This is a genomic window from Pseudothermotoga elfii DSM 9442 = NBRC 107921, assembly GCF_000504085.1.
Classification (GTDB): domain Bacteria; phylum Thermotogota; class Thermotogae; order Thermotogales; family DSM-5069; genus Pseudothermotoga_B; species Pseudothermotoga_B elfii.
Genome location: NC_022792.1, coordinates 1900314 through 1926981 on the forward strand (window position 1 = coordinate 1900314; position 26668 = coordinate 1926981).

Consider the following 26668-nt stretch of genomic DNA (forward strand, 5'->3'; position numbering starts at 1 on the left):
ATATGACAGGAGATGAGCTTAGAAGCGCATTTTTAAGATTTTTTGAAAAGAAAGGTCATAAAATCTTGCCAAGTGCTTCTTTGATACCAGATGATCCACAACTTCTGTTCACAGTTGCTGGAATGGTTCCCTTCAAACCCATTTTCTGGGGAAAAGTAGAACCAGTTTATACGAGAGTAACAACCTGCCAAAAATGTTTGAGAACAAACGATATAGAAAACGTTGGACGAACACCAAGACATCAAACATTCTTTGAAATGCTCGGAAATTTTTCTTTTGGGGACTATTTTAAAAAAGAGGCCATTATCTGGGCGTGGGAGTTCGTCACTGAGGTGTTGAAGCTTGAGAAAGACAGACTGTGGATCACTGTATATGAAGAAGACGAAGAATCTTTCAAAATATGGAAAGATATTGTTGGAGTATGTGAAAAGAAAATCATCAGGATGGGAAAAGACACAAATTTCTGGGGTCCAGCGGGACCAACGGGTCCGTGTGGACCATGTTCAGAGATTCATTATGACACAGGTTTAAATGAAGATTGTTCTGACGGAGAATGTACCCCTGCCAATTCAGATAAACGTTTCTTAGAAATATGGAATCTGGTTTTTACTGAGTTTTACCAAGATGAGAAAGGTGCCCTGTATCCACTTCCAAGAAAAAACATAGATACTGGTGCTGGCCTTGAGAGGGTTGCATCTGTTGTACAAAAGGTTGAAAGCAATTTCGAAACAGACATTTTTAAACCTATTATCTCGAAAATTGAGGATGTGCTTGGTGTCGAATATAAGAAAGACGAACAAAAAGATATATCTATCAGAGTAATCGCAGATCATTCAAGAGCTGTGAGTTTTTTGATAGCCGATGGCGTCTTTCCATCAAATGAAGAAAGGGGATACGTGCTTAGAAGAATTCTCAGAAGAGCTGTCAGGCACGGTGTTCTACTGGGAGCACAGAAACCATTTTTACACCTCATAAATGAAACTGTAATAGAGCACATGGGTAACACCTATTCTGAATTGAAAAACAGAAAAGATCTGATTCTGGAAGTTACACGAGCCGAGGAAGAAAGGTTTTTCAAAACAATCTCTCAGGGAAATGAAATGCTCAGAGATATAATCTCCAGATCAAGCAAAGTGATTGACGGAGAAGACGTTTTCAAATTATATGACACTTACGGGTTCCCACCAGACATAGTTGTAGATGTTGCAAAAGATTATAACTTGAAGGTGGATCTGGAAGGATTTGAAAAACTCATGAAGATTCAGCGGGAACGAGCGAGATCTGCAAGAAATAACGTTGAATATGCAAAATCTCAGGAAATTTACGATGAACTTGCACAGAAATCAAAAACTGTATTTGTCGGCTATGATACACTCGAATGCGAAGCTAAAGTTATTTTTTTAAAAAAGTCTGGTACAAAATATGAAGCTGTCTTTGACAAAACTTCCTTTTATGCAGAAAGAGGTGGCCAAGTTAGCGATGTCGGACAGATTGTCTGGGATGGCGGCTCTGCTTCAGTAGAACACGTTTTTATACCTGTTGAAGGAATTATCGTGCACATAATCAACGTGGAAAAAGGCGAACTAAAAGAAGGAACAAAAGTCAGACTGATCGTCGATAGGGAAAAAAGACTGTCCACGGCGAGAAATCATACCGCTACTCATTTACTTCACGCAGCGCTAAGAAAGGTGCTTGGAACGCATGTCAAACAAGCAGGTTCACTTGTAACACCGGAAAAATTGAGATTCGATTTTACTCATCATAAACCTCTAACAGATAATGAATTGATGTCGATAGAAAACATGGTTAACGAAATAATACTCAGATCGATACCCGTAATCACAGAAGAAAAATCTTACAAAGAGGCTGTAGCAGAAGGTGCAATAGCACTATTTGGAGAAAAATACGGCGACGTGGTAAGAGTTGTCAAGGTGCATAGCTTCAGCGAAGAATTGTGCGGTGGAACTCATGTTAAAAATACCGGTAACATAGGTTTGTTCAGAATAGTTTCTGAATCTGCAATTTCTTCTGGTACAAGGCGTATAGAAGCAATAACAGGTTTCAATACATTGAATTATTTAAGAGTAAAAGAACAGCTTGTAGGAAACATCTGTGAGAAACTCGGTACCTCACAAGATGAAATTCTCTCAAAAATCGAAAATCTCATCGAGAAAAATATCAATTTGCAGAAAGAATTGCAGCAATTCAAATCAAAATTGCTTGTTTCTCAGCTCAAGCAGACTCCTTTTGAACAGATCAAAAACATTAGATTTGTGCACTGCGTATTTAACGACATCGAATCGAACGAATTGCGGAATCTTTCAGACATAGCTGTGGCTGGCGAAAATTCTACAGTGGCACTTTTGTTTTCTACGAGCAAAGACAAAGTCAATTTGATAGTACGTGTCACCCAGGATCTTGCAAAAAAGATCAAAGCAGGAGATATAGCAAAATATGCCGCTCAAATCCTCGAAGGTGGCGGAGGAGGAAGGCCAGATTTTGCACAGGCTGGTGGTAAAGATCCTTCAAAAATAAACAGCGTCATAGAATACACAAGAAAATTACTTGAACAGAATTAAAAGGAGGCTTTTGCCTCCTTGTTTAAATAAGGGGGGAACGATGTGGAATGGTTCATCGACGAGAGCTTCTGGAAGGATATGTACGACTGGCTTTTTCCACCAGAACGCTTCCAGGCGGCGAAAGAGCAGGTAGAAAAGATTATAAGCATAACAGGTATTCAGAGCGGCAATGTGCTTGATCTTTGCTGTGGGCCGGGAAGGCACACATATGAGCTTGCAAAACTCGGTTTTTCTGTCACGGCAGTTGATGCCTCAGAATTTCTTTTGAACAGAGCCAAAGAACTGTGTTCGGAGTTTGCCAATGTGCATTTTGTTCATGCCAACATGAAAGATTTTGTCAAACCAGATCATTTTGATCTTATCATCAATATGTTCACTTCATTTGGTTATTTTAAAGATCATGAAGATAACCTAAAAGTTCTGAGAAACATCAGAAAAAGTCTGAAAAGTGGCGGCAAACTGCTGATGGAAATGGCTTCAAAAGAAATTGTTCTAAAAAATTACAAGGATTCCATTGTTAGTGAGCGTGATCAAAAGATGCTTATAGAAAAACACAGCTTCGAGCCTGGTATGGCAAGAATGATAAATGATTGGATTGTTCTTGAAAATGGGAGGTACAAAATTCATAGATTGGAACACTATTTGTATTCTGCACATGAACTCAAAATGATGCTTCAAATATGTGGTTTTAATAATATCATTTTATATGGGTCACTCGACAAAGATCCTTATGATTTGAATGCTAAGAGGCTCGTTGTTTTAGCTTACTGACTGAATATAAATTTGAATCAACTTCTATGATTCATTCTTGTTTTCTTTCTTAACTATTAATTGTGAATTGAAAAGAATACTACTGAGCAAGAGCACCATTAGGAAGCATAGAAATGCTATTAGAAACATTGGTTGATAATTACCTTTTGCAATGAGGCGCCCTATGAGTCCAACAGAAAGAGATTGCGAACACATGTTAACAACATTGCCAATCCCAAAGATCTTTCCTTGATCATGTTTCTGTGCAAGAGATGAAAGAAGCGAGTTTACCATAGAACACAAAAAACCAGAAGTTATTCCAAACCCAAGAAACCAGATGAACCAAAATAGGGTGAAAATACTTTTGGTTGTTACCAAGCTATAGGAGAATACCATGAAACCACAAACAAGAGCCGCCAAGAATGAGCTTAGAAGGAATAATTTTTTCTGGCTAAAATACTCAACAAACTTGCCTGTAAAAATGCCGGACACACCACTAAGAAGTGTGAGTCCTCCCACCCATATTGGTGACATAGTTTCACTAATCACGGCATTGTCGGTAAGAAAAGATGTTAGATAAGGTATTATGCCTCCATATGCAGCCCAGAAGAAAAAATGAATACAAAGGTATAATCCTAACGCAAAATAGTTTATGGTCACCTTTGTCTTTGTTCTATAACGAAGTTGCCTTTCACACATCGAATGGACAATGTTCTTTTTGCGATGAGTAAATATAGTCAAAGCCAGTATTGACAGAACTACAATAAACAATTTTAGGGTTACGTTCAAGTTATATTTCTCCGAAAGGGATACCAATACAGATGCTCCAAATAATGAGATATTGACTACGCCTGTTGAAATCCCGAAATTCTTAGTCCTGTTATAATCCTCACTTTGATCACTTACCAAGACTGAGTAAGGTATCAAGAAACTGAAAGTACACAAGACAATCAAAAAGCCAGAAAAGATTACCATTGGTTTTGTTAGAGTCATTATTCCAAACAAAGCAAGAATAATCACAAGAACTAATATAAATATAAATAGCATCTTCTTTCCGAAGAAATCAACAAGAGATCCGATCAACGGGCCCACAAAAGCTGTACATAATATACCAGCCGAGAAAACTAAACTGGCAGCTTGCATATCTCCCAGTTTTTGTATCAAATATGGTATCAAAACCAAGTTCGAGATCGCATAAAGAATTCCCAGTGTGCTACCAACGCATATTATTGCAAACACGATATATCACCTAAAAACATAATTTCAAGCATTTGGGCATATTTACATAGATCGAGTTTATTTATTCTTAACACTTCATGCACGATATCGTTTGGTATATTGTGATTTTTGGCATATAGAGTTGAAAGTGCACCAGCAATCGCAGCAATTGTATCTGTATCACCTCCAATCGATGCTCCCATTTTTATGGAGAGCCACACATCCTCTTTTGCATACGAAAAAATAGCTACAGATGCTGGGACAACCTCATTAGCTTCCATTGTTGTTCCAATGGCTTCGTATATGAAGTCCATAACTTCATTCATCGAAGACATATTTTTGATAGTATCAATTGCAAACCCAATTCGTCGACCCGTATATGCTCCAACAAAATTACCGGGTCCCATTTTTCTTCCTTGAAAAGCTCCCTGTAATATATGATTTATAATCTCATCATAGGTCGCCCCCAAGGCAGCATAATGATATCCAAACCCAAGGGCCATTGCAGCTTCTACAGCTATATCCGAGTAATGCGTACATAAACAACTTTCCCAAATGGCTTTTTGCAAGGTTTCAATATCACCTTTCTTAACAGATAGGGAAACAGCAAGTATTCTCATTGCGGCACCACAGGTGGTACCTTGACCCTCGCCTGATTTCCCGGATAAAACCCTCAGTGTACTAGGTCCCAGAAATCCTTTTGCTGCGGCATTTGTTTCTTCACACCAGGATCTCAGAGTGTTCAACGTTATATCTTTATCTATCTTTCTCGCATTATAATAAGCTTCTATCAACTCAAGTACCTGCTCGGTATCATCAGTCACCTGACCTTTTTTGAGATTCTTGTGTATTGATGATATGCAGGTTGGATCTAAGAGCTTATCGATTAATCCATAATTCTTTCTTATTGTTTCTCGAGTCATGAATTCAGTTGGCATACCCATTGCATCACCAACTGCAAATGCCTCCAAGGTTTTCTCAAATATCTTGGCCACGTTCATTGGACCTTTCCTCCAATCCAAAAGCACAAGTAATTGCTGCCTTATCGTTGAATTTCAGAGTACACTTATCTGTGCTTCTCATGTCTAATCTCGGATTTCCATCTACGATAACAAAGCCTTTTGTTTTTCCAACTTCAACGGTATCACTATTCTTGAATATGAACTGTGATAGCAAAAATGGCGATATGGCATCCAATTCTGTTGCCACAATCTTGATAATTGGTTGTTCACTGACAATCATTCCTCCCACCATGTTAAGATATGGTGCCCAACACAATTTGCCGGACAAAGCCTTCCCTTTGTGAACATCAACTTTGTGCAAAGGAGAGATTATTATTTGACCTATCTCAAACGGAATTTTCACGAGTTCTCCATTGATTCTTATTTCAGTTTTTGAAGTTCCAATCTTTGTAGGCGTGGTAGCAATTTTCTGTCCTTTCAGAAATGCTTTAGCGTCAACTGTGCAAACCTGTCCTCCAACTGTTGAAACTGTGCAATTACTAAATACCACATCATTGAAGGCAACCCCGATTAAATTTCTATCATCGTATACCTCTACTCCAGCTACTGGCCTTGTAGAGAACTTTCCTAAGTTGAACTTCAACAAATCATCTACACTTTTGAAAGTAACTAAAGGCCCAGCATTAATAGTTCCTAAAGCCACACCAGCTATCGGTACAAGTTTTCCTGCCAAGTATTGGCCATAAACAACGTCACTCAATGTCCCATCCCCACCAAAAACTATTACAAAATCAACATTTTGTAAGATACTTCCTGCTATGATAGAGTCTTTTTCAGTACCATATGCGTGCTCTTCACCAACAACACTGTGTGCTATACCTTTTGGTAGTAATCTTGAAGTTGCATAAGTGCAGAATAAGTTGTGATGGACAAGTTCCCTTGCTAAAAGATGCCATATTTCATCGAATCCAGCGTATTTTCCAGATGATGGGTTACATACTATCCCAATCCTCATTGTTCCATCACCCGAACTATTTCTCGAGCAGTTCTAATGTCGGTAATTAATATGTTTATAAACCTTCCTTTCATGGCAGCACATATTGCTTTTACCTTCTCTTCTCCTCCGGCGATACCGATGACTCGTGGTGTATTTCTTAACTGCTCCAGAGAAATACCCAAAACATGATCTTGATAGCCTTTGAGTTCACAAGCATTACCATTTTGATCAAAGAATCTTGCTGCTATATCACCGACAGCTGCTTGGCTTACAAGCTTTGTGACAAAATTTTGTGGGAGTACAGATCTAAAAGCATTCGACAGTGAAATGGGTTCGCCAATTCCTACGACCGCCAGATCGAGTCTGTCCCATAGATCAACAATGGTTCGCACACTTTCATTGCTAAGCATATATCTTAAGCTTTCATTATCTTCAAAGAATGCAGGAGCGTGAAGATAGTATCTGTTTGAATGAAATGCGTCAGCTATCTTTTCAACAAGTGCATTTACTTGATACTCGTATCTGTGTTGCCCTACACCTCCAAGTAGTGGTACAAACACGGTGTTGCTTAACTTCTTTGAGGTTATCATATGTTCAACTACTTGTGCGAGAGTTCTACCCCAGGAAATACCCACGATCATACCATCTTCAATTACTTTTCCTAAGTAACTTGCACCAGCTTTGGCTATACTTTCAAGGCGATCTCTGTCTCCTGTGTCAGCGATCACCGTTTCTCGTAAACCAAAAAGTTCCACTATTCTGTTCCCAAGATTTGTACTATCGATCTTGTCCTCATGAATCTTTATTTCAACCAACCCGCGCTTACGAGCTTCATTGAGGAGCCTTGAAACCTGGGATCTTGAAACACCGAAGGTTCTTGCAATTTGTTCTTGTGTGCAGTTTTCTATGTAATACATTTTGCAAATTCTGATCAACTCAGAATCATTTTTCTTTGAATCAGAAGATTTCATTGAGTCACCTCCACGAAGTCATAGGACAGATTTGCCCCATATTTCTGGATAACTTTTGCTGCCCAATTATGAGCAATTTCAATTGCAGTAAAAATGTCTCCTGTACGACTCAATGAAAATACCAATCCACTTACAAATGCATCCCCTGCACCAGTTGTATCAACAATATTATCAACACTATGGACAGCAAATTCTCTTACGAGTGTACCTTGATAGTACAACTTCGTTGGATTTTCACCACTTGTAACGATAACCCACTGGCTGATTTCATTGCATTTTCTGATTTTTGACGCTTCGTTCGCTGAAAGTACAGTGATTGATGAAAAATTAGCCACTTTTCTTATTTCATTTTCTCCAAAATATAAACCACAACCGCCTGGCACATATATTTTCAACCTTGCACTGCTCTGTAAAGCTCTGAGGGCTTCTGAAGGAATCGAATCTGCAACACATACAACGTCATATTCATCATATCTTGTGTCACCATCCGAATGGAAAAGTGCATTTCCACCAAGAGAGATAATTCTTCTACGTCCCTCTTTGTCAAGTAGAATAATGGTTGAGGCAGTTTTTCCTTCTGATAAACAATGAACCTGAATACCCATCTTGTTTAAAGAATGCATTATAAAAGTTGCTACGTCATCTTTTCCGATTCCACAGAAGAGATGAGTTTCGCAACCGTTCAAGGCGAGGTTGATAGCAATGTTGGCGCCGCAACCACCAATTGTATGAAACTCTTTTAATGCAAAAACCATTGAATCGTCCTCAGGAAAAGATTCAACAAGTATATAGTGATCCAAAGCAACGGCACCAAGCACTGCTATTCTCATTACTTGATGGCTCCTTTCGTTAATCCGCTGACAAGGTATTTCTGAAAGGCCAAGAAGATGCAAATTGGTGGCAATGTGCAAAGAAGGGACGCTGCACAGAGATAACCCCATTCAACCGCTCCACCCGTACCAAGGAATCTTGCAAGAAGGAGAGGCAATGTATAACGCGATCTGTCTTGAAGTAGCACTAATGCAAAGAAGAATTCATTCCAAGCGAGCATGAAAGCGAATGTCCCAACAGCAATTAATCCTGGGACAGCCATTGGTATTACAATAGTCAACAACGCTCGACTCCTCGTGCAACCATCTATCATAGCGGCTTCTTCAATAGATACTGGGATCTGATCAAAGTATCCCTTTAGCAACCAAGAACAAAAGGGTATTGTAAACGAAAGGTAGAGTATAACAAGACCCGAGAGAGAATTCATCAAATTCAAGTTTTTCAAAAGACTTGTAAATCCAACTGCCATCAGAACACCAGGAAATGCTTGTGAAGCGAGTAACCATATTACCAGCTGACGTTTCCCAACAAAGGAAAACCTTGATATAGCATAGCCAGCAGGAACCGTTGTACAAAGGCAAAGAACAACTGTACATGCCGTGGTCATCAAACTATTTCGGAAATTGGTTCCAAAGTCCATTTTTCTGAATATATAAGAGAAGTTCCCCGTATAGAAGGTTTTCGGTAATCCCATAGGTTCTCTGAGGATTTCTGCAGTGCTTCTGAATGAGTTACTGAAAAGTAAGAAAAGTGGAGATAGGATTATTAGAACCACCAAGAGAGCCATTATGTTTGCTACGATTACATAGGATTTCTTCCGTTTCATTCCCTTTCCACCTCTTTGAGCAACATTTTTACATAAACAGAAACTGGTATAAGCAAGATCACTAAAGAGATAACACCTATCGCTGCTCCATAACCCTTTTGATAATACGCAAATGCATTCTGATATCCGTAGAGAGAGAGTATCAATGATGAGTTTCCAGGACCACCATTTGTCAAAACAAATACCACATCGAACATATTAAAGGTCCATATGCACATGAGTGTTAATATGACCGAAATAACACTCTTCATCATTGGTAGTGTTATGTGAAAAAAACTCTGAACAGAATCAGCACCATCTATCTGAGCCGCTTCATAGATATCAGATGGAATGGCTTGGAGCCCAGCCAGGAGCATAATTGTCATGAAAGGTAGGCCAAGCCAAATGTTAACAGCAATGCACGCCATCAGAGAATACCCTGGTGTTATTAACCATGAAGGAGGATTCGACATCAATCCAGTAGCTTTCAGAAACGCGTTCAATGGGCCTTCTGTGGACAGAATATATCTCCAGATTAAACCTGCAACGACAGGTGGGGTCGCCCAAGGTAAGAGTATAAGACCACGATAGAGATTCCTCATCTTTACACATTTCATGTTCATGAGTAGAGCTATTGCCATACCAATAATAAACTCTGAGCCAACACAACTCACAACCCATATAATATTATTTTTCAAACTTGACCAGAAAAGGTCATCCTCAAAAAGTGTGACAAAATTATCTATACCAACAAATCTCTCTTTACCAGCAAAAATACTCCCGCCATAAAGACTAGACATCATACCCTGCACGAAGGGATAGACACTCACAATCGATATGATCAATATAAGTGGAAATAAGTATTGAAGAGCTTTTTTCGTGTCTCCCAAAGAATTCATTTTTTATACTCCTTCCCGACTATCTCAGGCCAAGTTGTTTCAACAAAGCATTTCCCTTTACTTCGATCTCTTTGTACGCATCTTGCGTACTTAATTTGCCAAGAATGACTTTTTCAAGTGTTGGTGCCAATATTTTCCATTCAAAGGTGTAAAAACCAGGCATAGGTGGTTTCACATTCTTAGCATATTTCAAGAGTTCGTAAGCATAATTCCAGTCATATTTGGGTTCCGAGAATCTTGAATCTTGCAAAGCACTATTTCTCATCGGGAATAACCAGTCTTTGTAACTTATATCCGCAGAATTCTTTGTGTTTGTGAAAAATCGAATGAATTCAAAAGCTTCCTTTTTGTATTTACTTGCTTTTGATATACCTATTCCTTGTGGATCGGCAGCGTTAGTCATATTTTCTCCCTTTTTGATCCACATCAATCCCCACTCGAAGTTCTTACTGGCTGATTCTGAAAGCAATCGACGATTCCAACAACCAAAGACAACCATTGCGTATGTTTCATTTAAGAAGCCTTGCATCAAGGAAGTATAATCAATGCTAATTACATCACTAGGCATGACTTTGTGTTTTGTTATCAGTGAAAGATAATAATCTATAGCTTCCCTGGCTTTATCATCGATCTCAACTTTCCAATGTCCCTTTTCATCTGTCTGAAGTACTTTTCCCCCGTTTTGCTCTATCAAAGTCCAGTGAAATCTTTCCATAAGTGGTGCAAGTAATCCCCAAGTCTTTCCATTTGTTTTTTGCACTATTTGTGTAGCTATTTCTACTAATTGATCCCAGGTCACTATTCTATCACTTGGTAGATCAATACCAAGTTCTCTGAAAAGCTTCCTATTGTAGAAAATTACTTGACTTTCTCTACACCAAGGTATTCCAAAGATATTGCCTTTCTCATCCATACAATCACGCCAGGCATCATTAGGTATATCTTTCAGTATCTCATTATCTATAAATTTGTTTAATGGTTCGACAAACCCCATCAATCCAAATTCCCTAAATTTCTCAGCATCGGTATGGAAAATGTCAGGAGCCGTTCCTGCACCAAAGTTAGTTAACAAGTACTGATCAGATGTTTCCCATGTTCCCCAAACTATTTCTACTTGTACATCAGGATTAGACTCGTTCCACTCATCAACAATGTCAAATACTTGATCAACTGCACCAGGTTGCCATGCCAAGCAGTAGAATTTAAGCTTGACTGAGGCAAGGAGAGTTATAGAAATTGTTATCATTAACAAGATTGCAGACACTTTTCTCATAATTATTCCCCCTTTTCAGTAAAAATTCCAAAATCATCGATCAAGATATTCTCACAACTATCTTCAGGTTACTGGGATTTGCTGCTGCTTGAAATGCCTTCTCTATCTCATTCAGATTGAATTCACCCGTGATCAGCTTTACATACATATTCTGGTGTATTTTCAATTCTTGGAATGCATTTCTGAAATCCTGATCAGAAAAACCAAAACTTCCTATGAGATCGATTTCATCGTAATGTATATAATATGGATCAATAGAGAGTCGTGAAGACCTTGACATTCCTCCAAATAATTCAATCTTGCCGCCAGGTTTAACACAGTTGAAAGCTTCTATTACTGCATCTGTTGAATCATTAGCAACTATGATGTGGTCAAATTTACCCATTTTGGATGAGAAATCTGTAAGTGAAACCATGTTCACGTTAATAGTCTCAAATTTCATGGTTTGCGCTAGTGCTAGTCTGTTTTCATTTATTTCAGACAGAAAGACTTGGTTATTCCTGTTTCTGAGAAGAATGCTTGCAAGTATTCCCATTGGTCCGGCACCAATTACGAGGATTCTTTCTTGTTCTCTGGGTTTGATTCTTTCAATTCCATGAATTACACATGCAAGAGGTTCTGTAAGTGTTGCTATTGCATCATTGATCTCCATGTCAACTTCAGCCATAGTTCTTCTGATTAGTCCAGTTGGCACAACCAAGTATTCAACAAATGCCCCATTGATCCAGATTTTGTTTCTGCAGAGTTCAGAGAATCCTTTTTTACAGAATTCACATTCGCCACATCCTAAATAAGGTGGGATCGCAAATTTCCTTCCAAGCAATTCATTATCAGCCACTGTATTTACCTTTACTACAGTGCCCACTACTTCGTGTCCAAGAATACAAGGTGGTCGAAAAAGAGGATGTCCACGTTTATAAGTTTTAATATCTGTACCACAAATTCCAACAACTTCGACTCTTAGAAGGACTTCGTCATCAGTCAAAACTGGATTACTAACTTCTTCTATCTCTATTTTTCCAATCTCTTTGTAAATAGCTGCTTTCACTTTCCTTCCACCCTTCCATGAAACACGTATTAGTTAATAGATACGGGGGCATGGATACCCCCGCATCTTCTTACTACATCTCAACTCTTATTTCTATTACCCACCACGCCCAGTTTTCCTTAGGATAGATTTTTTCAATCTCTGGGTAAGTGGTCACAGGGAATACCAATTTCAGTGGTCCACCTTGATTTTGAGGCAAATCTTTTCCTTTGTTGGCATATGCTAATATTATTGGATACAACTTAGCGTCGTTGACGGTAACTGTAAATTCTTTTTTGTCAGAACAGACGAGAATGATTTTCTTTGCATTTGTCGGATAGCCCACATAATTGAGCAAATCAATTAGACTTATCCCTTGGTAGAAGCATTCTCCCATCCAAGGATCCTGAACGACATAAGTTGTTCCAGCCATTTTTTTAAGCTCCTCAAGTGTGAAGGCATAGCCATCTTCAGTGTTTTTTAGAGCTATAATACCTTTGGCTGTGAGTACTGTGTCTGCAAAGAGAACCCCAGTACAGAGTGCGATAAGAACAATCAAGAAGACCTGTTTTTTCATTTTCCTTCCCTCCCATCTGTATTTATCTCTGGATGATCCCTTCATCCAGATGAATTCTTAGTGGATCAGCGACAACCCAAGGATCTCTTACTACACCCGTGAGGCTGTACATTGCTGAATCGGAAATCGTATTCGATATATTGGGATTACTAAATTTGACCATCATGCCATCCGTTCCATCATAGAAAGAAACTACAGAACCGGATTTAGCTACAAACTTAGCATTGTCAACCGTAACCAGTTTTCCAAGAAAGCACTCGGGGTAATCTTTGAGAATCTTAAATGTTATACTTCTATTACTAACCCAGAAGCTCTTCCGTTTCTCTACTTGAGTTTCGGTATCTTTAAAGACAAATTCGTGCATTCCTTGAGCCAGATTAGTTAGATTCAAACGATAAAGATACTCCACCCAGTTGTCTTTGTTCACAATAATTGGTTTAAAGGAAAGCTCTTTGCCATCAATGGAAATTGCTACATTTGAAATAAATTTCGAAGTGACAACTCTGATGGGTACAAGCCCTGATAATACACCTTCGAAAGGAAATTCCAACCAGATTGAGAGATCTTCATTGATGTTGATATAAGCATAGTTCAAAACATTTCTACAAGTTTCAAACAGCACGTAGCCAAATTCGTCTCCGGATGGGGAAGGTCCTTCCCACCAAGCACCACATACTGCTCCACAAGTAAGCTCCAAATAGGGATAGTCAGATAGTTTTATCATTGTATGCCAATGACCCGAGATATGAGCGGTTATCTGATAATCAATGAACAGTTTTTTGAGTTCTCTGTTGTTTTCGGAGTCAGTCAGGTCATAAAGTGGTTCATGAGAGAAAACTACTATTGGTTGATTGTTTGGTACCAAAGTTAAGTCCTTTTCCAACCATTTGAGTTGAACGGAATCAATTTCATATTTAAGTGAGCCACGGTCTGATAGATGTATGTCGAGAACGATAAAGTGAATACCAGATCTGTTAAAAGAATAATATCTTGGACCAAAAGTTGCTTCGAAAATCCCAGTTGGTCTTTCAGCCTTACTTTTGAATTCATGGTTCCCAATCGCATAGAAGACATCGGCCTTTATTCTATTCATATAGGAAGCGACTCGTCCAAGCTGATCTTTAGCTGATTGATCATCGATGTCTCTGATACTTGCTCCAATGTCTCCAAGTACTAATACGAAGGAGAGTTCCTGTTTGTTCAGACTCTGTATCAATTTTTCCAAGTACTTGTCTGCATTATATTTCATCGAGCGATCTGTCAAAGCCTTTGAGAATGCTTCGGGATTCTCCGCATAATGAATATCACTTACCACGGCAAAAGTTCTACTGAAATGAGATTTGGTGAGTGCAAATAAAATTTGTCTCTCATTAGTTGAAGAGTACCACTTTCTGCAAGCATATTCATCAGGTAATATTATGAAAATAAAAGGTTCGTTAGTATCTAAAAAGAAATCTCCATCTTCATTTGTTGCAACTATTTCTCGTCCATCGGATACATAACAATTTGGCAATCCTATCTCGTCTTCATCAAAGATGCCATTGGCATTTGAGTCCAGAAACACTTTTCCACTGATTGCATGAACTGTAGTAAACGTTAAGACAGCAATTAACCAAAAAATCGTAAGACATTTCTTCATTTTGTTCCCCCCTATTTTGCATGGTGATGCACACATGAAACAAGTTTTCGTACATATTCGGTTACATCATCGGCTTGGAATACATTTCTTCCAAAGGCAACTCCTTTTGCTCCATGATCAATGGCTTCACGAACCATAGAAAACGCATCCAGATCCTTCGGACCACCGGCTATCAGAATAGGTATTGGAACAGCAGAAGTTATCGTACTGAAAGTATCTCCCCCTGTGTAGTAGACTTTCAATGCATCTGCGCCAAGTTCGAAGGCAGCTCTGACACCGGTAGCAATACAGGTAACGTCATTACTCTTTGAGTTTTGCGAGAGTACTTCAACAAAAAGTGGTATACCTTCTTTATCGCATTGTTCCGCAATTTTTGCAACAATTTCAAGCGATGGTATCTCACCATCACCAGCCACAAAGCACATGACAATGACTGCATCTGCACCCAATCTTAGTGCATGATCAACAGATGTTGTAAGTCTGTGAAAATCAAATTTGGGGCTATAGTTTGTTGATGCACCTGTTATTCTGAGTATTATTCCGACATCGCCAGAAATACAGTCGTGACATTTGTTCAGAACGCCGGGGTTTAAGATCAAAGCGTCCGGTTTTCCCATAATCACTTTCTGAATCGTGTCACGTATATCTACAAGACCTGGTATGGGGCCTTGGAATTGACCGTGATCGAGGGCAATTACAGCAGAATAACCATCAGGTTTGAATATTCTCTTCAGTCTTAATGATTTACCATACACGCAACGTCACTCCTTCACAAATGTGCTGCACATTTGTGAGCATACGAAATTTATTTTACCTATAGATTAACAAACGGTAACATAGAAGTGACGATGAGCAGTATTTTGACTTGAACGTAGTTGTTATTCGTGTGTTTTTGAAAGAACAAGAAGATACAAAAATAGAAGAAATCCACAAAAGATGATTTTTTGTAAACCTGCTGCGTTATAATTTACAAAAGAGGTGAATTTAGTTTATGAAACTTAATATATATGACCAGGATATTCGCTTGATTGATCCTATATGTTTTCCGATCTTCAAAACAAATGGCAAAAAAGGTGTACTTTTAATTCATGGTTTCACAGGAAGTCCACACGATATGATTTACGTTGCACAAAGACTTTTCGATGAAGGCTTTACTGTATCTGTACCTCGACTTCCAGGTCATGGTACTAACCACAAGGATTTTTTGAATTCAACATGGGAAGACTGGGTCAGGAGATCGATAGATGCTTATCTCGATCTAACTAATTTTTGTGACCAAATAAGTGTTGTTGGGCTTTCAATGGGGGCACTTCTCGCTGCCGTTGTGGCGTCAAGGTTCAAGGCCAAAAAACTTGTTTTGGCAGCCCCGGCTTTTAAGGTGACAGATTGGAGACTCAGATTCACCCCCTTGATGAGTTTGTTTGTACGATATAAAGAGAAGGAACCACCAGTTTTTGATGACCCTTCACTCAACAAATTAGCCCAAGAATATTGGAATAAAGTATTTATAAAACCTGCTGCGCATTTGTATAAGCTACAAAAGGTTGCCATAAAAAGTCTCGAGATGGTTGAATCTCCTACATTAGTCATAGTAACCCAAAAAGACAACTCTGTACCGTTATCTGTTTTAGATGTTATAAAAGATCATTTGAAAGCTGAATTCAAGACTGTTGTTCTTGAAAAAAGCGCTCATCCTGTGACAAACGACATAGAAAAAGAACTTGTTGCTGAAAAGATAGCAGAATTTCTTTCTAACTAAGGAGGAATCAAGGTTGATAACACTTCAAGATGTGAGAGATGCAAAAAGAAGAATTTCACAGTTGGCCCACACCACGCCTGTTTTTTCATCCCAAACTTTGAACATACTTTCAGAGAGTTCTGTTTTTCTAAAAGCGGAAAATCTTCAAAAGAGTGGTTCTTTCAAATTCAGAGGTGCGATGAATTTTCTGCTTTCACTGAGCAGGGAAAATCTGAGAAACGGTGTTGTGACAGGTTCGTCTGGCAATCACGGGCAAGCTCTTGCTTGTGCGGGCAAGATTTTGAATACCAATGTAACTGTAGTTGTACCAGAGGATGTTTCGGCGGCTAAACTTTCAGCAATAAAAGGGTATGGTGCAAGGATAGAACGATGTGGTAGAACGTCGACAGAAAGGCTAAACAGGGCTTATGAGATATCGCAACAAACTGGGGCAATCTTTGTTCCCCCGTTCGACCATCCATGGATAATGGCCGGACAAGGCACGATAGGGCTCGAGTTGATCGAACAACTTTGTGATTTTGACGCTGTCTTAGTTCCTTGTGGCGGTTGTGGGTTGATTTCAGGTATTTCTAAGGCGATCAAAGAAATTCTCAAAAATGCCAGAGTTTACGGGGTTGAACCAGAGCAGAGCAACAGCACATATCTTTCTTTCAAGGCAGGTCATCTTGTTGAATTAAAGAATATAAATACAATCGCTGATGGATTAAGGACTGCTGTGCCAGGTACGCTTACCTTTCCTGTTGTTCAAAAGTACGTAGATGACATTCTTCTTGTATCAGAACAAGAGATAAAAAGAGCTGTTGTCTTTCTACTTGAGAGGATGAAATTACTTGTAGAGCCTTCAGGCGCAGTTACAGTAGCAGCACTCATCTCTGGCAGATTCCCATTAAAAGGTAAGAAAGTCGTTGCCGTACTTTCTGGTGGAAATGTTGATCTTTTTGCACTCTCTGAATGGATCAAGGAAATTAAGCAAGGAGGGTAAAAATGAATCAAAGAGCTCTTGATCTATTTGAAAAAGGTTTAAGTTGTTCCCAATCTGTTTTTGCAGCTTATGCACCGATGTTTGGTATAAACGAAAAGACAGCCTTAAAAATCTCATCTGCATTTGGTGGAGGAATGTCAAGGCTTGCACATGTTTGTGGCGCTGTCTCTGGTGCTTTCATGATAATAGGTTTAAAAACCGGTGGAGAAGACAAAGAGCAAACATATCTTCTTGCAAGAGAATTTGTTGAACAATTCAAGTTATTGGACGGATCAATAATGTGTAAAGATCTTCTTGGCTGTGATATAAGTACCAGCGAAGGTCTGCAGAAGGCAAGGGCAGAGAATGTTTTCAAAACAATCTGTCCAAAGTATGTGAAAGATTCATGCAATATCCTGGAAAAAATACTCTGTCTGTGAGTTGAAGGAGCCCGAACATGGAAGTTTTTGAACTTGATAAAAACCGCTGGAAGGATTTCAAACTTCATTTCAAGTGGTCGAGTGATAGATATTACAAAGTGGATATCAGAAGAACACAAACAGGATGGATGATAGAATTGAAACTTCAAACGACCGATAAACCCATCGTTAAAGATTACGAAGAGCCGCTCTGGCAAAAATGGATGGATGAAGAAAGCGGCGATGGAGCTCGGATATTTGGTGTGAAAATTGACGGTGAAATTGTCGGCTGGATGACCGTTGGCATTGAGAGTTGGAACAACAGACTTAGAGTATATGAATTACTTGTTCTTGAACAGTATCGTAAAAGAGGTATAGGAAAAATACTCTTAGACAAAGCCAAGCAAATAGCAAAACAAAAACACTGTCGCGCAATAGTTCTTGAGACACAGACCAATAATGCCAATGCCATTGAATTTTACAGAAAACAAGGTTTTGAGTTTGATGGTCTTGATATCACAGCCTATCACAATGATGATGTTGAAAGAAATGAAGTCAGAATAGAAATGGTTTTCAAGAACTTTTAAATAGAGTCAGATTTTACGAAAATCCAAAGGAGTTAAACACAATTGCCATACAAAAAATGGAGTTCAATTTCCAGTTTACTGTATTCTGCACAAGAATTGAAAATGATGCTTCAAATGTGAAATTTCAACAATACCATCGCCTAAGGTTCATACCGTATGTAAAAAACTCGATTGTTGTGGTTGAATAGAAATTTTCAGAGAATTATTTGGAAAAAAGCTTGAATTTTGAGCGAGTTGTATTATAATGAAAATTAGTCTGGAGAGGTGGCCGAGTGGTCGAAGGCGCTTGCCTGCTAAGCAAGTGTTGGGATTTACCCAACCGAGGGTTCGAATCCCTCCCTCTCCGCCAGGTTGTGCCCGTAGCTCAGCTGGATAGAGCGCCAGACTGCGGATCTGGAGGCCGGGAGTTCAAATCTCCCCGGGCACGCCAGAAGCAGGCCATTTTCCTTCCTCTATCATCCTTGCCAAGGTATATCTGAAGCCCTTCGTTGAAACTTTTATATTGCCCTTTGTCGCTATTGCGGTTGCCACCGCGCAACCTGCGATAATGGTTTTTTCTCTTCCGGGTGGTATTATCTTCATATCTAATATTTGCTGAAGATTCATCTTCCTGAGCTTTTCTGAAATTTTATAAATATCTTCAGGCGTGAGTATAAAACCATCGAGTGATTTTAGATCCCATTTTTGAACCTTTAACGCGGCGATTGCAACAAAGGATCCTCCAATGCCAACAGGGTTTTCAAAACCAGGAAGCTGTTTTAAAACATAATCAACGGTCTTGTCAAAATCCTTTGCCCTGGGTAAAGAGAGATCAAAGATAGAATTCAAAACATGTGTGCCTATCTCAAGGCTCACAAACCAATCTTTTTTAACAACCTCCAGACTGCCTCCTCCCAGATCAAAGACTGTGACATCCATACTTTGTTTTGGATCGATACACAAATATGTCAAATAAGCTTCTTCTTTTTCTGAAAGAATTTTTCCTTTTATTTCAAAATGCTTTAACAGCCTGTGGAAAAGTTCTGGTCTCTGGCGAAAAACCGCAGTACCAAAAGCGTATGTTTCTATACCGCTGATTTCACTTTGAATCTTCTCAACTGATTGCTTTGCAACACAAAAAGCCTGCTCATCGTCTTTAATTGACTTGAGGCCAACTTCATAGACCTTCTCCAAGAGTATCTTGCCTCTATCGTAAACAAGAGCAATAAAAGAATTCGAGCCAAGATCTAAGACGGCTATCATCCCACCACCCTTTCAGGCAACTTCTCCAGTATTCGAATGACACAATCTTTGCTCTTACCCAACTCAGACAGTCTGTTGAAAAAAACTTCGATGCAACAACCTTCTGATCACCTCATACCACAATTTTGACACATTATCATGACAAAAAACATTGTGGATTTATTATTCGGCTTTCGCTGCAAGATTTCCATCATATGCCGAAAGTAGCATACAGCTTCTATATTTGTTTTTGACAGGTGTTTTTAGAATATAAATCTCAAAAATATAGTGTATAATCTTTTCAACTTGGCAAGGGGGTGAGAGAAATTACACTCATAGAATTGGGCGGTCGCTGACTGCGGAATATTTTCCTTCCTCTTTCAGATTTTCCTCCGTTCAATTTCTACCTGTTTCTTAAATTCCCCAAAGCCTTTACAGAGAAGGTCATTTTATGAGAAAATGGCTTTTTGCCTTGGTTTTGTCGACGACTCTTTTACTGTTCAACTGTGCCGCACCAATTGTCCCAACAACGTATGACATTCAAGGTACGGTAAAACTGTGGAACGACACAGCTTTGTCTGGAGTTACTGTCACAGCAGGTACAAAGCAGGCAACGACAGATTTAAACGGGAACTGGTCTATCAAAGGTTTGAGTGGTAATGTAACAGTATCTGCCCAACTAAGCGGTTATTACATAGTGATTTCGGGTATGGTCTCTCCAACAAAGCAGGTGTCAGGTGCTTCGACAGTAGATTTCACAGCCTATTCTGAAACTGAAGATTTTGGAGGAGGGACTGGAACACAGAACGATCCATACATCATTGTGACAGCCCAACAATTGAACAATATCAGAAATAACCTTGACAAACATTTCAAGCAGATCAAAAACATCGATTTGAATGATCTTAAAAGCAAATTAGACCCAATTGTTGCAAACTGGGAACCAGTCGGTCATGATTTTCCAGTCAGCCCTGGTCCATTTACAGGTAGTTACGATGGTATGGGATTTGAGATTCAAAATATGGTCGTATTGAGTGAAGTAGATAACTATTCAGGCTTTTTCGGTGTTATATCCCAAGCAACTATAACAAATATTGTCTTTAAAAATGCAACAGTTGACTGGAATGCATCTTGTTCAGGCATATTCGCAGGGAGCATAAATGATAGCTTGATTGACAAAATAGTTATTCAAGATTCGTCTATATCAAAATCTACTAATATTGGAGGTTTTGCTGGTTACACCAGTGGTTCAACGATTACAAATTGTGAGATACAAAATATAACAGTAGAATCTCCTGAGGGTGGTTATTATTTGGGTGGATTTGTCGCAGATGCTAATGCTACGTGGTTTGAAAATTGTTCGGCGGACAATATTGAACTTAAAGATCTAAACAATTCTAATACACTCGCAGCGGGTGGCTTTGCAGGTTATTCATCCATAAATGGTTTTAAGAACTGTTCTTTTAACGGTACGATCAACGCAACAAGTACATACACAGGTGGTTTTGCAGGTTATATCGAATGGCATGAAGAAGGACCGGGAAGTTTCGATTCTTTCGAAAACTGTTCAGTATCTGGTCAAATGTATGCAAGAAGAAACCCATCACAAATGTCTGGTTATGCGGGAGGTTTTGCTGGTTTTATAAAAGGTTCTTCACAAAGCTACTCGTTTACAAACTGTACTGTCAAAATGGATATTGAAGTGAATTATCAGGTTACAACAGTTGGAGGATTTGCCGCGGAGATTTCAGGACGTGGAGAAAGTTTTCTGAGATGCTCTTTTGAAGGTTCTATCAGCGCAACTGATAAATTTATCGAAGTTGCTGGTTTTGGTCATACTGGTTTGGAATCGTCGTTTGAAGAATGTTTTGCAAAATTTGAGATCAATACAAAAGATGATGCCTCTGGCTTTATCAGTATTATCGGTGATGCTAACAATGTTTCTGTCAAAAACAGCTATGCAAAAGGTACCATTTATTCTGAATCAGGTTCAGCGAGTGGGTTTATCGTAATGGACTCTGCTATTCATCCAACTGTCCAGAATTGTTATTCAGCAGTTTCGCTTGAAAATTCAACTTCTCGCTATGCCTTTGTCTATAACGTTTATTTTTCAACCGAATCTATCCAGGTCAATACACCAGGCTGTTTTTACGATTCAGATATTTCTAACGCTGAAGATGATCATTCAACTGCTCAATACAAAAGTACAGCCCAAATGAAAACTCAGTCCACATACACAGGCTGGGACTTCGATGAGATCTGGGCTATCAATTCTACAATCAACGATGGTTATCCATATCTACAATGGGAAAATTGAGATAGGGCAGCACATCTGTGCTGCCCTGTTAATCTGAAATTGCCCTGTGAATCATCGGATCACTTATGCTGTAGATCTTTTTTCCGTTTTTGTAATTAACCTCCAGAAAACCCATTTTCTGAAGCAAATTGAGATTGTTGCTTAATGTCTGATCTGTTATAGAACCAAAACGTGCTTCAACAAAATTTTTCACCTGACTGAAGGTTTCAGCTCCAAAACCAACTGCCTTCAGAACAGATATGTAATTTTCAGACCTCAGCCTGAGCAGCTCAAGCTCTTTTTTGACTATTTTTATGGCAGATTTTTCTGTTTCCTGCAGGGCGTTTCCCCAGTCTTTGGTCGTGGAGACTATATAACCGTATATGGAAAGGTAGCCAATGATACCATCCAGTAAATCAACTGCCTTTTCAATCTCTCCAATAGATGGTTCTATACCAATTTGCTTGAACCCTTCAACGAGAAATTCAACCGATTCAGCCCTCTGGAATCTCTCAAGCAACAATTCATGGACGTATCTTCCGAAAAGTGGTGAATTCGCATCTTCCAAATTCAAAAAATCATGCAATACACCAATTTCAGAACCTGTTAATACAATGACTATGTTTTCAAGATTATCGTATATGTACGCCATGAGGTTCAACAGCTCTTTTCCGCCTCTGCCGTAGAACCTCAACACCTGGGCTTCGTCGAAAGCAATGAGCAATCTTGAATTTTTCTTTTTCATAACCTTGTTGATCAATTCAAGATAACCTGTTAGATTACGATCTTTTTGGAGTTTTTCAAAATTCAGCTCAACACCACCCACATTTATCTTTGTGATCACTTTGAAGATCGATCTATTCTTCTGGATAATATCCTCAAATTCGGATATGATTTTCCTTTCAAAGGAAATTCTGTCAAATCTGTTGATTTTTTCATATACTCTGCAATCTATAAACACTGTCGAATGCCCCTGATCTTTCATTTGCTCAAGGAATACTTTCAACACAGATGTTTTACCTATTCTCCTTATACCAGTTATGAGAATAATTCTTCCTGTTTTCGAATATTCACTGAGTTTGGACAACTCTTCTTCACGATCATACAGATTTTCCTTAGAGCTTTTTGGCGTTAGCGAAAAATACATAACTCAACCCCCTTTGAGTAACTCAACCCCATTTGAGTAAATATATTATACATTTTTTTAGGAGTACTCGCTCATCATGCAGAAAAATTCTTCAGGAGGGTAATAATTGGCAGAAAAACAAAAAAAGAAAGGCAGACTGAAAGCCTTTCTTAAAATCATTATCGTAGCTCTTTTTGTGAGCCTTACGATACTTATATATGGGTATTTCGTCTTTGAGTACAGCAGAATAAAAGGGCTTTCTGCTAATCCTGTTGAGGACTGGAAAAGTTATATATCGTTTCTCTTATCAAAAATACCGTACGTGGACAGGTATGTTAAATACGAGCCACTTCAGATACTCTCTCCGTCAGAATATTTTGAAGAAATATCAAGAGCTGCTTCCACAAGAGCTCAACAAATACTTGAAGAGGCAAAAAGCGCAAAATCCCAGGCAGAAGAACAGCTGAAACTTGTTGAAGCAGAAAGAAAAATAGTTCTACAGATGAGAAAAGAATGGGAAGAAAAAATGCTTCAACTTGAAGCTAACACAGGAAAATTGCAAAGCACAGAAGATATTAAAAAAATAACCGAGACTATTTCCAGTGCCGATCCAACTGGAATAGCACCTGTCCTTGCGAGCAACGCGTATACAGTTGATTCAATAGCCGCAGCCCTTTCAAATCTTTCACCTGACCTGAGAGCAGACGTTTTAACCGAACTTGGAAAAATAAACCCAGAGAAAGCTGCTCAGGTGATGAATAAAATCGCGTCTGTAGAAGAAATAATCAGCTCCTTGAATGAGAGAGAAAGACAGATTGAGGAAAAGCAAAAGCAACTTGTAAATGAACTGTCTCTCATGATAGACGCAAAAATAATCAAGGACCTTTCATTTGACTTCATAAAGCAATTTACTGATGAACAAATTCTTCAGATGATCGATTCATTATCTCTGGACGAAAACTCTGTGATGATAATACTCACTTCCCTGGAAAGCGAAAGATCGAAAGAAATTCTGAAAAGATTAAAAGATGAGAAACCCGGATTGTTTCAAAAGCTTGTACTCAAGGGGGTGAGTTTATAACCACACAACCTGTCTCGAGTGGCGAGTTTTCAGAACAAAAATCTGTGAAGACTAAATCTTCGAATTCAAGCTCATTCGCAATGATATTAGAACTTGTTAAAACAAAAGTGCAACAATTATCTGCAATGCAGGGATTTGTCAAAATATCCCATCAGACAAATACCGCGGTCAAAACAAAGCAGGAAACTCAGAACGATGAAAAGCTAATAAAAAATCCTGTAACCGAAAAAAACGGAATAGTAAAACTTTCACAGATAAAAACTGACCTGAATTCTAAAATTGATATAGATAGTACTACGAAAAACAAACAGAGCACCAATCAGAAAACCATCACTGAAAAGCAAAGCAATGATGTAAAACAAAACCAGAATGCATTATCCAGCAAACAGATAAGCCCTGAACCAAGCCCAAAAATTTCTGTTGAAAAACAAAACGAGGAACTTTCTTCAAAAAATCTCACCGAGCAGGTTCAAAGTAAGGTTCAAAACATTCCAAAAAGATCGATTTTCAAAGAAGGCGTAGAAAACAAATCACATCAGGAAAATCAGCAATTAAAACAAATTGTTCATAACAATGGGCAAAAAAATACAGCTAATCAAAAGGTAAATTCTCATAAAATAAGTAATTTACAGATTCAGACCCAAAGCAAAAACACATCTTCAAACACTCAACAGAATAATTCTCAAAAAACCGTTCATGCAAATATAAATATCCCTCAAACAGAGAGTCTTGGAGTGAAAAATAGCCATCAGAAACCCATTGCAACATCAGAGAAATCGGAAAATGACCTTACCATTACGATCAAAACCAATCTTCAAAGCAACACAAACAAACAAAATGTACAAGCGGAAAAAACGCAGAGCAAGGACATCTTCCAATTTCAAAAGCCCAGCCAGACATCTCAATCATCAAATCATCAAAGGGCAAATGTTGGGTCTGACTCACAGAATATCATTGTGTCAAAGCAACCAGTGGTAAGCACCAGAAAAGCTGAGAAACTTGTTTCTCAAACTAATGAACCAGAAGCCGAAACAGTTCAAAAATTGAAAACCGATCCAGACGTTCTTTCTATAAGCAAAACTACTAAAAAAACTGTACAAATACCCCGTTCAGAGGAACAGCAAAAAACAGTAGATTCGAGAAATTTAATTGAACAGCTTATTTTGCAGGGAAAGACAGAAATTTCAACACAATTGAAGAAAACAGAAGATCTTCCGGAACAAAAAATTTCTCAGCAAAGTGGGATAATAGCTGAAAATCTGATATCAGAAAAAAGTGTCCTTAAATCAAGTCAATCCCAACCTGCCATGACTTTCAAACAAATACAACTGATCATTAAAAACGCGGTTGTTCAGATCCAAAACAGCACAAGTGAATTCACCCAATTTAGACAGATTAAAAGAGAAATTCCGAGTCAGCTGAAAACATCTCAACCAATAAAAATAGAAAACTTCAAGCTCGAGATAGCAAAAAATTTAAAAAACGATACGCCAGTTATATCTGAACAACCTCAAATCGAGAAATTCAAACAGGTCGAACAAGTTAAAGAACTTTTGAATGAAAAGCTTGCACGTAAAACGTACGAAAGTGAGCAAATAACGCAAACACATAATGAAATTCAGAAGACAGCTGATTCAGTCGTGACAAGAATCGAACAACAAGAAAGAAGTTCTAACATTCAAACAATTGTTGAGACAGTTAAAGAAATGCAGAACAACATTGTGGAAAAGGCAACAGTTGATCTATCACCACCAAATCTCGGAAAAGTCGAAATCGAGCTAATAAAGCAACAGGATAGATTGATCATAACCTTGAAAGTCCAGACAAACGAGGCAAAAGAATTACTCGAAAAAAATTCCAAAGAACTCGCCTCACGATTGAGCACTCTCGGTTTTAAAGTCGAGCAGATAGATATCAAAACTCCTCATAAGACAGAAGAAGATCAACTAAGTAATCATCAGGAACAAAAAGAAAATCAAAATCATGAACGCAGACAAAAAAGACAACAGGAACAGGAGGTGAAAGAAGATGATCAACTCAATTGATTATTCTTACTCAACTTACACGAGTTCTGAAAGAACACCAAGCAATACTCTTGACAAAGATGCTTTCCTGTTACTTTTGATAACACAGCTGAAAAATCAAGACCCTCTTGAACCAATGGACAACAAAGACTTTATAGCCCAGCTCACACAATTTTCGACTCTCGAACAGATAACAAACATGACTAACTCAATTCAAGAATTCCTTACGCTGCAAGAAGGTGCACTTCAAGCTCAATCTGCCTCGCTAATAGGAAAATACGCTACTGTTCAAGCAAATCAGATCACTGTCAGTGACGGTGTTTCCGAAAGCATAGTTTTTGAACTTGATGAAGCAGCGCCGGTTATAGTGAGAATTTATGATTCAGACGGAAATTTAATAAGAGAAGCTACCTCAAGTACTCTTGACGCAGGAGCCCATGCGTACGTATGGGACGCAAGGGATAGCAGTGGTCTACAGGTAGAAGATGGTACTTATACCTACGTTGTTTCAAAGCTCAATTCAGACGGGAGTGAAACAGAAATTGGCGGAATCGAAGGCGGAAAGATCGAATCAGTAAAGTTCAAGGGCAATGAAATTTATGTCTACATCTCAGGTAAAGAGTATCCACTTGCTTCAATAATCGAGATATCAGAGGAGGGATAAAT

At 38.7% G+C, this 26668-nt stretch carries 24 protein-coding genes and 2 tRNA genes; 12 read left to right on the top strand and 14 right to left on the bottom strand.

What is annotated here, in order from left to right:
• Positions 1-2 precede the first annotated feature (2 nt).
• Positions 3-2579, top strand: a complete 2577-nt coding sequence (gene alaS / locus TEL01S_RS09280; RefSeq protein WP_012003826.1) for an alanine--tRNA ligase — start codon at positions 3-5, stop codon at positions 2577-2579.
• 42 nt (positions 2580-2621) lie between these two features.
• Positions 2622-3350, top strand: coding sequence for a class I SAM-dependent methyltransferase (locus tag TEL01S_RS09285; RefSeq protein WP_028843711.1), 729 nt, complete (start codon positions 2622-2624; stop codon positions 3348-3350).
• Between the two features lie 24 nt (positions 3351-3374).
• Here the strand turns inward: TEL01S_RS09285 and TEL01S_RS09290 are convergent, their stop codons facing one another.
• From TEL01S_RS09290 to TEL01S_RS09345, 12 genes are all read right to left on the bottom strand, one after another.
• Entirely contained in the window at positions 3375-4568 is a 1194-nt protein-coding gene (locus TEL01S_RS09290) for an MFS transporter (RefSeq protein WP_012003828.1), read from the bottom strand.
• Positions 4556-5548, bottom strand: a complete 993-nt coding sequence (locus tag TEL01S_RS09295; RefSeq protein WP_012003829.1) for an ADP-ribosylglycohydrolase family protein — start codon at positions 5546-5548, stop codon at positions 4556-4558. Before TEL01S_RS09295 ends, TEL01S_RS09290 begins: the two co-directional genes overlap by 13 nt.
• Positions 5526-6524 (bottom strand): diacylglycerol kinase family protein, encoded by a 999-nt coding sequence (locus TEL01S_RS09300; protein WP_012003830.1) that lies wholly within the window; start codon positions 6522-6524, stop codon positions 5526-5528. The genes TEL01S_RS09295 and TEL01S_RS09300 overlap by 23 nt, the downstream gene beginning before the upstream one ends.
• On the bottom strand, positions 6521-7477 hold the full coding sequence (locus tag TEL01S_RS09305) for a sugar-binding transcriptional regulator (RefSeq protein ID WP_012003831.1): 957 nt from the start codon (positions 7475-7477) through the stop codon (positions 6521-6523). The genes TEL01S_RS09300 and TEL01S_RS09305 overlap by 4 nt, the downstream gene beginning before the upstream one ends.
• On the bottom strand, positions 7474-8307 hold the full coding sequence (locus TEL01S_RS09310) for a carbohydrate kinase family protein (protein WP_012003832.1): 834 nt from the start codon (positions 8305-8307) through the stop codon (positions 7474-7476). Before TEL01S_RS09310 ends, TEL01S_RS09305 begins: the two co-directional genes overlap by 4 nt.
• Positions 8307-9134, bottom strand: a complete 828-nt coding sequence (locus TEL01S_RS09315; protein WP_012003833.1) for a carbohydrate ABC transporter permease — start codon at positions 9132-9134, stop codon at positions 8307-8309. Before TEL01S_RS09315 ends, TEL01S_RS09310 begins: the two co-directional genes overlap by 1 nt.
• Positions 9131-10012, bottom strand: a complete 882-nt coding sequence (locus TEL01S_RS09320) for a carbohydrate ABC transporter permease (RefSeq protein WP_012003834.1) — start codon at positions 10010-10012, stop codon at positions 9131-9133. The genes TEL01S_RS09315 and TEL01S_RS09320 overlap by 4 nt, the downstream gene beginning before the upstream one ends.
• A 19-nt stretch (positions 10013-10031) precedes the next feature.
• Positions 10032-11285, bottom strand: a complete 1254-nt coding sequence (locus TEL01S_RS09325; protein WP_012003835.1) for an ABC transporter substrate-binding protein — start codon at positions 11283-11285, stop codon at positions 10032-10034.
• A gap of 40 nt (positions 11286-11325) precedes the next feature.
• On the bottom strand, positions 11326-12333 hold the full coding sequence (locus TEL01S_RS09330; RefSeq protein WP_012003836.1) for a zinc-dependent alcohol dehydrogenase: 1008 nt from the start codon (positions 12331-12333) through the stop codon (positions 11326-11328).
• Between the two features lie 73 nt (positions 12334-12406).
• Positions 12407-12889 (bottom strand): molybdopterin-dependent oxidoreductase, encoded by a 483-nt coding sequence (locus tag TEL01S_RS09335; protein ID WP_012003837.1) that lies wholly within the window; start codon positions 12887-12889, stop codon positions 12407-12409.
• A 22-nt stretch (positions 12890-12911) separates the two neighbouring features.
• Positions 12912-14528, bottom strand: a complete 1617-nt coding sequence (locus TEL01S_RS09340) for a metallophosphoesterase family protein (protein WP_012003838.1) — start codon at positions 14526-14528, stop codon at positions 12912-12914.
• Positions 14529-14539: 11 nt separating this feature from the next.
• A complete protein-coding gene (locus tag TEL01S_RS09345; RefSeq protein WP_012003839.1) occupies positions 14540-15283 on the bottom strand; it encodes a class I fructose-bisphosphate aldolase in 744 nt (247 codons plus the stop codon).
• A gap of 236 nt (positions 15284-15519) precedes the next feature.
• On the opposite strand from TEL01S_RS09345, the gene TEL01S_RS09350 reads away from it, so the two are divergent.
• The 6 genes from TEL01S_RS09350 (at position 15520) to TEL01S_RS09375 (ending at position 18684) form a co-directional block, all read left to right on the top strand.
• Positions 15520-16287 (top strand): alpha/beta hydrolase, encoded by a 768-nt coding sequence (locus TEL01S_RS09350; RefSeq protein WP_051366246.1) that lies wholly within the window; start codon positions 15520-15522, stop codon positions 16285-16287.
• 13 nt (positions 16288-16300) lie between these two features.
• Entirely contained in the window at positions 16301-17269 is a 969-nt protein-coding gene (locus tag TEL01S_RS09355; protein ID WP_028843708.1) for a threonine ammonia-lyase, read from the top strand.
• Positions 17270-17271: 2 nt separating this feature from the next.
• Positions 17272-17688 carry a C-GCAxxG-C-C family protein gene (locus TEL01S_RS09360; protein WP_028843707.1) on the top strand — a complete coding sequence of 139 codons (417 nt, stop codon included), beginning with the start codon at positions 17272-17274 and terminating at the stop codon, positions 17686-17688.
• Positions 17689-17705: 17 nt separating this feature from the next.
• Positions 17706-18254 (top strand): GNAT family N-acetyltransferase, encoded by a 549-nt coding sequence (locus TEL01S_RS10775; protein ID WP_012003843.1) that lies wholly within the window; start codon positions 17706-17708, stop codon positions 18252-18254.
• Between the two features lie 258 nt (positions 18255-18512).
• Positions 18513-18603 (top strand) — tRNA-Ser (locus TEL01S_RS09370).
• A gap of 4 nt (positions 18604-18607) precedes the next feature.
• Positions 18608-18684, top strand: a tRNA-Arg gene (locus TEL01S_RS09375).
• On the opposite strand, the gene TEL01S_RS10855 is transcribed toward TEL01S_RS09375, so the two are convergent.
• A complete protein-coding gene (locus TEL01S_RS10855; RefSeq protein ID WP_012003844.1) occupies positions 18663-19496 on the bottom strand; it encodes a Ppx/GppA phosphatase family protein in 834 nt (277 codons plus the stop codon). The two genes, TEL01S_RS09375 and TEL01S_RS10855, sit on opposite strands and share 22 nt — an antisense overlap.
• Before the next feature lie 430 nt (positions 19497-19926).
• Between TEL01S_RS10855 and TEL01S_RS09380 the strand changes: the two genes are divergently transcribed.
• Positions 19927-21792 (top strand): carboxypeptidase-like regulatory domain-containing protein, encoded by a 1866-nt coding sequence (locus TEL01S_RS09380; protein WP_028843706.1) that lies wholly within the window; start codon positions 19927-19929, stop codon positions 21790-21792.
• 28 nt (positions 21793-21820) lie between these two features.
• On the opposite strand, the gene TEL01S_RS09385 is transcribed toward TEL01S_RS09380, so the two are convergent.
• Entirely contained in the window at positions 21821-22918 is a 1098-nt protein-coding gene (locus TEL01S_RS09385; RefSeq protein ID WP_012003846.1) for an AAA family ATPase, read from the bottom strand.
• Positions 22919-23024: 106 nt separating this feature from the next.
• Here TEL01S_RS09385 and TEL01S_RS09390 point away from each other — a divergent pair, with 106 nt between their 5' ends.
• The 3 genes from TEL01S_RS09390 (at position 23025) to TEL01S_RS09400 (ending at position 26666) form a co-directional block, all read left to right on the top strand.
• A complete protein-coding gene (locus tag TEL01S_RS09390; RefSeq protein ID WP_012003847.1) occupies positions 23025-23978 on the top strand; it encodes a hypothetical protein in 954 nt (317 codons plus the stop codon).
• Between the two features lie 80 nt (positions 23979-24058).
• On the top strand, positions 24059-26023 hold the full coding sequence (gene fliK, locus TEL01S_RS09395; protein ID WP_232504360.1) for a flagellar hook-length control protein FliK: 1965 nt from the start codon (positions 24059-24061) through the stop codon (positions 26021-26023).
• Positions 26007-26666: a flagellar hook assembly protein FlgD gene (locus TEL01S_RS09400; protein ID WP_012003849.1), complete on the top strand. Its 660-nt coding sequence runs from the start codon at positions 26007-26009 to the stop codon at positions 26664-26666. The genes fliK and TEL01S_RS09400 overlap by 17 nt, the downstream gene beginning before the upstream one ends.
• Positions 26667-26668: the final 2 nt, after the last annotated feature.